The sequence below is a fragment of the Porphyromonas sp. C0026D3 genome, assembly GCF_056590775.1.
This window is the reverse complement of record NZ_JBWPWU010000002.1, coordinates 125,981-138,329: the sequence shown is the minus strand read 5'-3', so window position 1 is coordinate 138,329 and position 12,349 is coordinate 125,981. Positions and strand designations below refer to the sequence as shown.

Annotated in this window: 10 protein-coding genes and 1 tRNA gene; 10 read left to right on the top strand and 1 reads right to left on the bottom strand. The window is 50.3% G+C overall.

Translation table 11 applies throughout. From position 1 onward, the window contains the following. Positions 1-90: 90 nt before the first annotated feature. From AC1EK1_RS02140 to clpX, 4 genes are all read left to right on the top strand, one after another. Complete coding sequence (locus AC1EK1_RS02140; RefSeq protein WP_480305419.1) at positions 91-276, top strand: hypothetical protein; 186 nt, start codon at positions 91-93, stop codon at positions 274-276. Between the two features lie 360 nt (positions 277-636). Continuing rightward, positions 637-2,169, top strand: coding sequence for an NAD(P)H-hydrate dehydratase (locus tag AC1EK1_RS02135; RefSeq protein WP_480305418.1), 1,533 nt, complete (start codon positions 637-639; stop codon positions 2,167-2,169). 69 nt (positions 2,170-2,238) lie between these two features. After that, on the top strand, positions 2,239-2,931 hold the full coding sequence (clpP, locus tag AC1EK1_RS02130; protein ID WP_480305416.1) for an ATP-dependent Clp endopeptidase proteolytic subunit ClpP: 693 nt from the start codon (positions 2,239-2,241) through the stop codon (positions 2,929-2,931). Beyond that, positions 2,932-4,227, top strand: coding sequence for an ATP-dependent Clp protease ATP-binding subunit ClpX (clpX, locus tag AC1EK1_RS02125; protein WP_480305415.1), 1,296 nt, complete (start codon positions 2,932-2,934; stop codon positions 4,225-4,227). 170 nt (positions 4,228-4,397) lie between these two features. Here the strand turns inward: clpX and AC1EK1_RS02120 are convergent. After that, positions 4,398-4,470: transfer RNA gene (locus tag AC1EK1_RS02120), tRNA-Gly, on the bottom strand. 276 nt (positions 4,471-4,746) lie between these two features. On the opposite strand from AC1EK1_RS02120, the gene ppdK reads away from it, so the two are divergent. The 6 genes from ppdK (at position 4,747) to AC1EK1_RS02090 (ending at position 12,327) form a co-directional block, all read left to right on the top strand. Then, the gene (ppdK, locus tag AC1EK1_RS02115) at positions 4,747-7,488 is read left to right on the top strand and encodes a pyruvate, phosphate dikinase (RefSeq protein ID WP_480305413.1); all 2,742 of its coding nucleotides are present in this window, start codon (positions 4,747-4,749) and stop codon (positions 7,486-7,488) included. A 563-nt stretch (positions 7,489-8,051) separates the two neighbouring features. Continuing rightward, complete coding sequence (locus AC1EK1_RS02110) at positions 8,052-8,900, top strand: hypothetical protein (RefSeq protein ID WP_480305411.1); 849 nt, start codon at positions 8,052-8,054, stop codon at positions 8,898-8,900. Positions 8,901-8,922: 22 nt separating this feature from the next. Then, positions 8,923-10,209 (top strand): mechanosensitive ion channel family protein, encoded by a 1,287-nt coding sequence (locus AC1EK1_RS02105; RefSeq protein ID WP_480305409.1) that lies wholly within the window; start codon positions 8,923-8,925, stop codon positions 10,207-10,209. A 149-nt stretch (positions 10,210-10,358) separates the two neighbouring features. Beyond that, a complete protein-coding gene (hemG, locus tag AC1EK1_RS02100) occupies positions 10,359-11,768 on the top strand; it encodes a protoporphyrinogen oxidase (RefSeq protein WP_480305407.1) in 1,410 nt (469 codons plus the stop codon). Then, positions 11,765-12,121, top strand: a complete 357-nt coding sequence (locus tag AC1EK1_RS02095) for a putative signal transducing protein (RefSeq protein ID WP_480305406.1) — start codon at positions 11,765-11,767, stop codon at positions 12,119-12,121. Before hemG ends, AC1EK1_RS02095 begins: the two co-directional genes overlap by 4 nt. Next, entirely contained in the window at positions 12,118-12,327 is a 210-nt protein-coding gene (locus AC1EK1_RS02090) for a hypothetical protein (protein ID WP_480305405.1), read from the top strand. Before AC1EK1_RS02095 ends, AC1EK1_RS02090 begins: the two co-directional genes overlap by 4 nt. Positions 12,328-12,349: the final 22 nt, after the last annotated feature.

Below are 12,349 nucleotides of genomic sequence, written 5' to 3'. Positions count from 1 at the left end.
CTTCTCTCTATGGGAGCATTGAGTGTTGTGGCAAGTGATACGATAGGAACAAGGTCATACGACCGTAGAAAACTTACAAGAATAACGACTATGAGATATATCGGGATCATCATGATGATTTTGGGAGCAATCTTTTTGATGCTTATCGCTTTTTTTGACATCATGCCCCAGTCCAATGTTGCCCTCGTCTGTGGTTTGGGTACAGTCATCCTAGGCTATGTTTTGCATATCTTTTTGGATAAACGTGCCGAGGCTGATATGTCTAAGGGGAACTGATCATCCATAGTGACGCAACACGATCGAGGGTTTTCGACTTGTTGTGGTGTATAAGGTTAGTTGAGAACCAGAGGTTTTCCCTTTTTCTATGAGAGGGGGAGGCCTGATGGTTCTCATGCTTTGTATGGGGACTGTAGGTTGTGCTTCTGCTCTTCCGTGAAATCAAGCTTGGACTTGCCGGCCTTTTGGGATTGTCTCTTGCCTCACTTGGCAAAACCACAGAGAAGGGATTGGCGATGTTTTCGTTTGGAAAAGGGCGTGCCAGAGAGTCATTTGACACCCTGAAGTAGGTGCAGAAATCTTGATAGGGCTTGTCTTGAGCCTTGATACCGCAAAACTGAATATCTAAGACTAAAGGTCATGCTAAAAGTACTGAACCGCAAATCGCAAGAGGCGATAGAGAGTAAGGCAATGATGGGGGTTGGGGCACTGACATCCGAGGAGATCTTGGAAAAACTGGCTAGCGCCTTTAGTGTCCAATACCAAAGGGATTTTAGGGGGCGGAGTAGGATGGTGGCCTTTGCCGGGCCCAACCGTACCGGAGCCCTTGCACTCTTGATAGCGGCCATACTGGCTGAGCAGAAGCATCCGGTGGAGGTGGTTTTGCTCAATCCCACCGGTACACTTCCCGATATTGTCTTGTGGGCCAAAAAAAGGCTTTTGTCCGGTAATGTTCCGACGCTTGAGGTCGTGACAGACTTTCATCCCCCGGTGATTGATGACAAGACGATTGTCTTGGATGGAATCTGTGGACTGGATCAGACTACTCCGTTTACCGGTGCTTTGGCGAGTGTGGCCAGCTATATAAATGCTCAATCCGGAACGGTGGTGGCACTGGAAATCCCATCGGGGCTGTGGGCTGAAGATAATGGTAACAACAGCCTTGCCAATGTGATTCAAGCGGACTACACCTATACGTTTCATGGGCCGAAGCTCTGCTTCTTTTTTGCCGAAAATGAGGCCTATGTCGGTCGCTGGAAGGTGATCAATGCCGGTCTTGACGATGGAGCGGCCACGCCAGGGGTGGATGATTGCCTGTTTGGAGAGGCAGAGATGTCCGGGATACTGCGTCAGCGTCCACGCTTTTCCAATAAGTACGACTATGGTAGGGTGTTGCTGATCGCCGGCAGTAGGGGAATGATGGGTGCCGCTGTCTTGTCGGCCAAGGCTGCGTATACTGCAGGGGTGGGGCACTTGACTGTCCACGTCCCCAAGGGTTTTGGACCGGTCCTATATACCACTGTACCGGAAGCACTCGTCCATGAGGATGCCAACGAGTCTAGCCTGAGCACTTTGCCAGAGCTGGAGGGGTACGATGCTATTGCGATCGGTCCCGGGATAGGACGATCCGTGCAAAGCCGGCAAGCTCTCCAAAACCTGCTAAAAAACTACCGGCAACCGATCATTTTGGATGCAGATGCCCTGTACCATTTGGCTGAGGATCACTCCCTGCTGAGTCTTTTGCCGGTAGACTCGATTATTACCCCTCATGCCGGTGAGTTTGATCGCCTTTTTGGACGGTGCCACTCTGAGTACGAGAGGTACCGCAAGGCAAAAGAAGTGGCTGTGGAGTACAAGATCAATGTGGTGCTAAAGGGTGCCTACACGGTGATATGCGCTCGTACAGGACTTGCTCTATTCAACTCCTCGGGAAATCCCGGTCTCGCAACAGCCGGTACAGGCGATGTCCTCACCGGCATACTGCTTGCCCTCCTTGGCAAAGAGAAAAATGCGCTTTTGTCCTGCCTTGAGGGGGTGTATATGCACGGCTACGCGGCAGATCTTTACCGATCGGAGTACCAGGAGGAGTCTGTGACTGCTAGTGAGGTGATCAACTATTTACCGATGGCGATGCGTGCCTTTTTGGACTACAATGGTCCGATCGGCTTTTGATAGACGAGCCGGAGCCCATATCCTTTTGCCACCCTTATAGTGAAGTAACAATTATAGGAAGATTAAAATATGAATAACAACGAGTTTCAAAAGTACGCAACCCGGCATCTAGGGCTGAATAGTCAGGCCTTGGATGACTATACGAAGTTTACCAGCCAAGCATCGAGTGGTTATATCTCCCCTACAATCATAGAGGAGCGTCAGCTCAATGTTGCACAAATGGACGTTTTTAGTCGCTTGATGATGGATCGTATTATATTTTTGGGAACTGCGATCGATGATTATGTGGCCAACGTGATACAGGCTCAGCTGCTCTTTTTGGAGACCAGTGACCCGGGCAAGGATATTTCTCTCTACATCAATTCTCCCGGTGGCAGTGTTTATGCAGGGTATGGTATCTACGACACCATGCAGTATATTGACTGTGATATTTCCACCATTTGCACCGGTATGGCGGCGAGTATGGCATCTGTGCTTTTGGTAGCCGGCAAGGAGGGCAAGCGCTTTGCGCTACCCCACTCAAGGGTCATGCTACACCAGCCACTGGGAGGTGCGCAAGGGCAAGCAAGTGACATGGAGATAACCGTGCGAGAAATCCTAAAGATAAAGAAAGAGCTCTATCAGATCCTATCCAAGCACTCCGGCAAATCCGTGGCCAAGATAGAGAAAGACAGCGACCGTGACTACTGGCTCACTGCTCCGGAAGCGTTGGAGTATGGATTGATCGACAAGGTCCTCACAAAAAGTGAAGATAAAAAGTAAATGGCAAAAAACTCGAAGTCAAGGTACAGCCACACCTGTAGTGTCTGTGGCCGGCCGGAAGAAATGGTGAAGTACCTCATCCCCGGTCCGGTAGGTTACCTATGCAATGAATGTGCTGATGCAGTGCACTATGCTGTCAAAAACGCTGAGGAAGCAGAGAGCAAAAGAGCGCGCTTTAGCTTCCCTGATCTGGAGGATCTGCCTAAGCCCAAAGAGATAGTTGAGTTTTTGGACGAGTATGTCATCGGACAGTCGGAGGCCAAAAAGAGTATTGCTGTCGCAGTCTACAATCATTATAAGCGACTTTACAGCAAGGGACTAAACAAGACCGGAAAGGCTAAACAGAAGCTCAACAACCCCGAGGATCAAGATGTCGAGCTCGACAAAAGCAACATGATCATGGTAGGACCCACCGGCACCGGAAAGACACTGATTGCCAAGTCGGTCGCACGGATGCTCAAGGTCCCATTTACGATAGTGGATGCTACCGTTTTTACGCAGGCCGGATATGTAGGAGAGGATGTCGAGAGTATCCTCAGTAGACTCCTGCAAGTGGCAGACTACGATGTGGAGGCGGCTGAGCGTGGGATTGTCTTCATCGACGAGGTGGACAAACTTTCACGCAAAGCGGATAACCCCAGTATCACTCGTGATGTAGGGGGCGAAGGCGTACAACAAGGCCTGCTGAAACTCCTAGAAGGGGCCGATGTCAATGTCCCTCCAGAGGGTGGACGTAAGCATCCGGAGCAAAAGATGATACTGGTCAATACCGAAAACATCCTATTCATTTGTGGCGGAGCTTTTGATGGCATAGAGCGAAAGATAGCCCAGCGTCTCAATACTAGGATGGTGGGCTACAACAGCACCACTCGAGGACACAAAAAGGAGGAGGGTGATGACCTCCTAAAGTATGTGACACCGGCCGACCTAAGGTCCTACGGGCTGATACCTGAACTGATTGGTCGACTTCCGGTCCTGACTTACCTTACTCCGCTGGATCCTGACTCGCTCAAGAGAATCCTGACCGAACCCAAGAATGCCATCTCAAAGCAGTACCGCAAGCTTATGGCAATGGACGGTGTCGATCTCAAGATTGATCCGGAGGTGTACGACTTCATCGTGGAAAAAGCGGTGGAGTTCAAGGTCGGAGCCCGTGGCTTGCGGAGCATATTTGAGTCAATCATGACAGATGCAATGTTTGAAGCTCCCTCCTCTGGTAAAAAGTCACTTCACATTACTCGCAAGTATGCAGAGGAGCACTTTAGGGCGACCTCTCTGCAGTCAGTAGGTAGCTGATTCTGAGCGCTCCCGACTAAAACAAAGAAAGGTAGCTTGGCAATGTCTCGTGAGTGAGAGTTGCCAAGCTACCTTTTTTGATGGCTTATTCGTCCACTCCAACCCTTTCGAAACTTACAAAAAAGTGCTATAGGTCAATCGACCTACAGCACTTTAGAGTTCGTGGAATGAGCGGAAGACGGGACTCGAACCCGCGACCCCAACCTTGGCAAGGTTGTGCTCTACCAACTGAGCTACTTCCGCAATTGCTACGCAAAGATAGGAAATATTTGTCAATAACGCAAGCGTTCGGATGGCCACTTGTTCGCTTGTAGGAAAAGTACGCCTTTTCGACTCTCGGTTGTCGCTTAGTTGTAGATGTTTTTTGGGGGCTGCATAGCTGTTCCCTATTGTGCAGAAGCGAAATCGTTTAGGGCTAGAAGCAAACGACTATATTGGGATATTTAGTTATCTTTGAATGCCTAGAACCCATATTTCTATGGTATTCTTGGAAAAGAATGGTTAATTAGTAATAGTATTATGAGCGAATCAAAGAAACGCATTTATTTTTTTGGAGATGGTACTGCCGAAGGTAGTGCCGACATGCGCATGTTGCTTGGCGGAAAGGGTGCCAACTTGGCGGAGATGAATCTGGTCGGTGTACCGGTTCCTCCCGGCTTCACCATTACCACGGATGTGTGTCATGAGTTTTATGATAAAGGTGAGGGAGCCACAAAGGAGGCTATCCTGCCTGAGATAAAGGAGAATATGTCGAAAGTGGAGCGACTGATGAGGTCTACCTTTGGCGACGTGTCCAATCCTCTCCTTGTCTCCGTCCGCTCCGGTGCTCCGGCATCGATGCCCGGTATGATGGATACCATTCTCAACCTCGGACTAAACGATGAGGTAGTAGAAGGGCTGGCAAAAAAGACCAACAATCCACGTTTTGCCTGGGACTCGTACCGTCGTTTCGTACAGATGTACGGTGACGTGGTCCTTGGACTAAAGCCTGAAAATAAAGATGACATTGATCCCTTTGAGGAAATCATAGAGAAGGTAAAGAAAGCACGGGGAATAGAGGAGGATACTGAGCTGACAACTGAGGATCTGCAGGAGTTGGTGGCACGCTTCAAGAAAGCGGTCCTGGAACGTACCGGGAAAGAGTTTCCGACTAATGTTTATGACCAGCTGTGGGGCGCTATTGGAGCAGTGTTTGGCTCATGGATGAATGAGCGTGCCATCGTCTACCGAAAGATGGAGGGAATCCCTGAGGAGTGGGGTACAGCCGTCAACGTCCAAGCTATGGTGTACGGCAATATGGGCGACACCTCTGCCACCGGAGTCTGCTTCTCACGAAATGCGGCTACCGGAGAGAATCGCTTCAATGGCGAATATCTCATCAATGCACAGGGAGAGGACGTTGTAGCCGGTGTGCGTACCCCACGAGAGATTACTCTGGAGGGCTCACGCCGTTGGGCCAAGTTGGCCGGTATATCAGAGACGGAGCGTGCCGAGAAGATGAGCTCCATGGAGGAGGCTATGCCCGAGATATACAAGCAGCTCTTTGATATTCAGCACAAACTCGAGCAACACTATCGGGACATGCAGGATATGGAGTTTACCGTACAAGAGGGTAAACTCTGGTTCTTGCAGACCCGCAACGGCAAGCGTACCGGCAAAGCGATGGTCAAGATTGCCACGGACCTCTTGCATGAAGGGCTGATTGATGAGCAGACAGCTCTACTTCGGATCGACCCCAATAAGCTTGATGAGTTGCTCCACCCGATTTTTGATGAAAAATCCGAGCGAAAAGCCAAGGTGATCACTCAGGGCCTGCCGGCATCACCCGGAGCGGCGACGGGTATTATCACGTTCTTTGCAGAGGATGCCAAGCGTTTGCGTGAGGATGGTGCCCATCGTGTCATATTGGTTCGCAACGAGACTTCACCCGAGGATCTGGTCGGTATGCAAGTGGCAGATGGTATCCTGACCGCGCGTGGCGGTATGACCAGCCATGCCGCTGTGGTTGCTCGCGGTATGGGTAAGTGCTGTGTGTCCGGCGCAGGTGCACTGGTCATTGACTACAAGGCTCGCACACTGACTGTGGATGGACGCACCTACAAAGAAGGAGACCACATCTCCCTCAACGGAACCACCGGAGTGGTATACGAAGGTGAAATAACGACCAAGGCGGCAGAGCTGGATCCCGACTTCCAGGAGCTCATGGATCTCTGCGAGAAGTACACCAAATTGATGGTCTTCACCAACGCTGATACACCTCGTGATGCCAAGGTCGCACTGAACTTCGGTGCCAATGGTATAGGTTTGTGCCGCACGGAGCATATGTTCTTTGAGGGCGACAAGATCAAGGCTATGCGTCGCATGATCCTGGCCGAGGATGCCGAGGGACGCAAAGAGGCTCTGGCACGTATCCTCCCCTACCAGCAAAACGACTTCCGTGAGATACTGCGTGTGATGAATGACAAGCCGGTCATCATCCGTCTACTCGATCCGCCTCTGCATGAGTTTGTCCCTCACGACCTTCATGGTCAGGAGGAGATGGCAAAGGAGATGGGTATTTCGGTACGGAAGATCCAGGAGCGTGTCGCCAGCCTAAGCGAGCTCAACCCTATGCTGGGTCACCGCGGTTGCCGTCTGGGCAACAGCTATCCTGAGATTACGGAGATGCAGACCAAGGCCATCATCGGAGCCGCACTGGACCTAAAGCGCGAAGGGCTCAACCCAATCCCCGAGATCATGGTCCCACTGACAGGTATCCTGTATGAGTTCAAAGAGCAGGAGCGTGTGATCCGAAGCACAGCAGAGAAGCTTTTTGAGCAATATGGCGACACTATTGAGTACAAGGTCGGGACGATGATCGAAGTGCCGCGTGCCGCACTGACAGCTGACCGGATAGCCTCCTCTGCGGAGTTCTTCTCATTCGGAACCAATGACCTGACACAGATGACCTTTGGCTACTCAAGAGACGATATAGCGTCGTTCTTACCCGTCTATCTCGAGAAGAAGATACTGAAGGTCGACCCATTCCAGGTCCTCGACCAGCATGGTGTGGGACAGCTTATTCAGCTGGCCACCGAGCGTGGTAGGTCCGTCCGCCCGGATCTGATTTGCGGTATCTGCGGCGAGCATGGTGGCGAGCCGGCTTCTGTGAAGTTTTGCCACAAGGTGGGCCTAAACTATGTCTCTTGCTCTCCGTATCGTGTGCCTATCGCCCGACTGGCGGCTGCACAGGCTGCGGTAGAGGATATGCGTAAGAACTAAGTACCTGCGCAGAACCGTATGGAGGTGGGGAAACTTTCCCCTGCTCCAAAAAACAATAAGCCTACTCCGAAACTTTAGCGAGTTTCGGGGTAGGCCGTTTTTTTAGCCCCCTCCTTGAGTGGGTGCCGTTCCGCAGGTTATTATGGCTTGTGCCGGGTACTTCGTGACGGTCTCCGGGCTTCCCGACAGACAATTTTTGCCGGGACAAAAAGCCGGCGAGGTCGGAGAAAAAGGTACTTATGTCCAAGGAAAAGATAAAATCACTGTGTGATTTCTAGAAATCACACAGTGATCTGAATAAACCACTTAGTGATTTGAATAAATCACATAGTGATTTCGAGTTTTTCATCCGGGAAAAATAGTTTGGAAGTACATAGCGTGGACTTTATAACCCTTGCTTTGGACATTGCGACCGTTCGGAAAGTAACGGGTTCGTTCGTACCTTTTGTACCGCTCCTTACTTGCAAAATCTTGAGGTGAACTCTAGGACAGGTAGTCTGCTGAAAAATGACTACCTTTGTGATGGGTGGGAGTTTCAACAGCACATAGCGATAGGAAAAATCATGAATGGACAAAACACCAACAGTCAGAATAACAGCACGCTGAAAAGCCTCCTAATGCTTGGCCTCGGAGCCGGTGCAGGTATCTTGGTATTCGAACTCGTCCGGAGGAGGTTGAATCGCACACGCTCTGCCAATGCCTTTAGTCCATTGGTAGACTCCATCATCGTGACCAAGGATGGTGTGACATCCGGCTTGATGACCTTTGGCTGGGATGATGAGGAAAATTGCTCCTGGGCCAGGTATGTTACGGTGGACGGATCCGGTGCGGTAATAGGCGAGAGCTTGATAGAGGTGGAGGTGTACGAGGATAAGATCCTCACCTTCCAGGGAACGGGCGAGATAGGAGACACCCCTATAGTGACCAACTATAATCTCGATGAGTATGGGATGGTCGACCTTGTATCCGTGCGTTGTACGGGAGGAAAAGAGCAGAGGTACGACTCTACTGTCGTCGGTGCGGAACTCAAAAAGTCGGTCACCGATGATCGGGTGATATCCTATGAGTGGCAGGATGGCAACCTCGTGGGTATTCGGACTACCGGTGGAAACAATATTAGAATGTCCTACTATAAGAATGTGGAGAACCATCTATTCCCTGACCTCAACGCACTTTCTATGCCTTTTGCACCGGATATGCTCATGACCTATGTGATGGGCACTAGGTCACGCAACTACCTTGCAACGATGGAAATAGAGGCTGAGGATCGTATCGAGCACTCATCTTTTTCGTACTTGTGTGATAAGTATGATCGCCCGGTACAGATCATACAGGAGACAACAGTGGTCAGCGAGCCTGAGGTCAGCGACCACACCAGAACCACCTACGATATCAAGTACCTCAATAACTAATCACTAAAAAAAAAGAAACAAAATGGACGAACTAAGATGGCTTGTCTCGGGACTCATCGATAGCTTCCCGATACAACTTGAGGAGGGGTCGGTACTATACATTCTGTCCGTACTTGGACTTGTGGTTGTCACTGTGGCAATCATTGAGCTCTTGTTGCGGATCCTTTTTTTGCGCTCGATTCCCAGGGTTTTGTCCAAAATAAAAGGATTTGAGGGTGTAAACATTGTCAGTACGAACATTGTCCCTCGTCTGATTAGGATCGTATCGGTATATCTTTTTTCTCAGCTGCTTAGCGTACCATTTCCCAATGCTCATATCGTCAAGACCATCCTCGGAACCTTGGCTGCCGTCTATATCTCTCTCTTGATCGTACGGATAGTCGCCTCGGTCTTGGATGCCGGACGCAATTGGATGCTTGCGCATGAGCAGTATAGGGACAATCCTTTTGTGAACATGTTTCAGGCAATAAAGGTGATCGTATACTTTATTGTCTCTCTCTACATTGTCTCTCTGATTTTCAGCATCGACATGCGTACCATTTTTGGTAGCTTGGCGGCTCTTTCTGCCGTGCTGATGTTGGTCTTCAAGGACACGTTGCTTGGGTTCGTGGCCAGCATCCAGCTATCCGGTAATAATATGGTAAAGGTGGGTGATTGGATCACCGTCCCGGGTACTGAGGTAGATGGAGATGTGGAGGATATATCTCTCACGACGATCAAGGTTCGGAGCTTTGACAAGACGATATATACAATCCCCCCATATACCCTTATCTCCAGTCCTTTTCAAAACTGGAGTGGCATGCAACAGTCCGGCGGTAGGCGTATGCAACGCAACCTTTTTGTCGATGTGAAGACGATCAGCTTTGTGGACGAGGACTTTGTCACCAAGCTACACAACACTCCGGCTCTACAGCCGGCATTGGACAAGGTCAACCTTGTAGAGGAGCTGGATCACTTTAGCAATGTGACGAATATCCGGCTTTTTAGGAGGTACATTCAAGCCTATTTGTTGAGTCTGGACACGGTCAAAAAAGAGGGCTTTACCTGCATGGTGCGCCATCAGGCTATGGGTGATCAGGGGTTGCCGTTGCAGCTTTACTTCTTCACCAACACCACAGAATGGGCAGTGTATGAGCAGATTGTCAGTGAGATATTTGAGCACCTGCTTGCTGTCATCCCCTATTTTGGACTGGAGGTATTCCAGAGAAGCAGTAGTCGTGACCAGCTTAGGCTGAATATAAACAGTGAGGATGGTGACACGCATGTACATGTGGATTCGACTAAAAGTCACGAAGACAACCGTAAGTGAATTGGCCTGAAAAGTAGAGAAGGGTCGAAATCAAACGAAGGCTCTGAATTCGGTTGGATCTAACTATTCAGAGCCTTTCTTTTACTAAAATTGGTCGGTGTTTTGTGTATGCCTTATTCGCAAGTAAGTCCGGCTAATGGATGAATCAGATGGAAGAGAATAAAAACGGCATAGATACCCCGGTGGTCATTATCGGCGGTGGGCTGACAGGGCTTGCCGCGGCCGCACAGTTTGATAAGTGCAACGTACCTTTTATCCTACTGGAAAAGTCTCATCGCTTGGGTGGTCAGATTCAGACGAGACACCAATCCGGATATACCTACGAGGTCGGTCCCAATACCGGGAGTGTGTCCGCTCCGGAGGTGGTTGAGCTTTTTGACTACGCCGCACCTACTGCCAAGTTGGAGGTGGCTGATCCGGCCTCCGAAAGTCGATGGATCTGGAAAGGAAGTCGCTTTCATGCCTTACCCAACGGGCCGGTAAGCGGACTGTCTACTCCACTTTTTTCGTGGAGAGACAAGCTCTCATTGCCGTTCGAACCCTTTAGAAAAAGAGGGACCGACCCCAATGAAACCGTCGGGCATCTTGCCCAACGGCGTTTGGGAAAATCTATGGTCGACTATGCTGTTGACCCCTTTATTGGAGGTGTTTATGCAGGTGATCCGTATCACTTTATCACCCGTTTTGCGTTGCCCAAGCTGTATGCGTTGGAGCAGAACTATGGTAGCTTCATAGGAGGGTCAATCCGCAAAGCTTTTTCGGAAAAGAAAACAGCTCGCGACAGGCTGGCCACCAAAAAAGTCTTTTCGGCCGAGGGTGGGCTGGACAACTTGGTGCAGGGGATCTACCTCCGTGCTAAGCAAAAAGGGCTATTTGTCCTGAGTACTCGTGATATTTTGCTCCAAGAAGGTCCGAACAAAACCTGGCAGGTTAGCTATCTTGATGAGTCGGACCGGAGACACACGCTTACCACACAGTTTGTCGTGACAACTGTCCGTGGTGACCAATTGGTCCCGATCTTGCCTCCCGCAATAGCGGACGAAGCCGGTGTGCTGAGTGATTTCCCATATGCCCCAATGATCGAAGTCGTTGTCGGATTTGATCATTTGCCAGGGGTTACACGAAACGCTTTTGGTGGGTTGGTGCCTAGCCGGGAGCACCGCAACGTCCTTGGGATTCTTTTTCCGAGCTCCTGTTTTAGGGGTAGGGTGCCTCACAGCGACAGTGCACTTTTTACCCTATTCATGGGGGGAATGCGTGACCGCCACCTCTTTGATGGAAAGTCTCGGGATGAGATTATCCGGATGGGGCTCGACGAACTCTATACAATGATGCAGATACCAAGCGGTATCGAGCCATCCCTACTGGATATGGTGCAATACACTCATGCCATCCCCCAATACGACCAGAGCTACGAAAAGCGCTTCCAAGCCCTTGAGCGTATTGGCCGTGCTTATCCGACACTTGTGATTGCCGGTGGAATGAGGGATGGTATCGGTATGGCCAAGCGCATTGCGCAAGGTATGGAGGTCGCCAAAAAGGTTGTGGAAAGCCTATGAGAGAAGCCTGTGACGTAGTCGTCTACAACAGCCTAAATGCTGTGGACGTACATCTGGCCAAGGCTCGGCTGGAAAGCGAGGGAATACGAGCCGTTGTCTCGGGTGAGACCCTCAACCAAGTTTTTGGCGGTGTGCAAGGGATTACTCAGGGGGTATCGCTCATGGTCAGTGAGGCTGATGCACAGTCGGCTGTGCGTCTATTGCGTGCCGAAGGCTATCTAGCCCTCCCCGATCCATCTGAGGCGATGGACAGCACCCCACTCCCCAAGACTGCCGGATCTATCCGGACCATCATTGTCCTGATACTGCTAGTACTTCTGCTACTGGCGATCTACACCTATATTATAGGATGAGTACAAACAAATATCCTCGCCGTCCCAGACGCATGGGGACGCTACAGATGGCTTGTCTGTTGGCGCTATGGGGATTCCTAGTGTACATTGTCTTGCTCACGAATAGACGCATCGATGGTTTTTTGGTCTATACGATCATCATGAGTGCAGTCTTGGTGGGATTGCCTATTTACAGAGAGTTGAAACGAAGAAAAGACCAAAACTAATGGCCCAACTCAGAGTGGACCA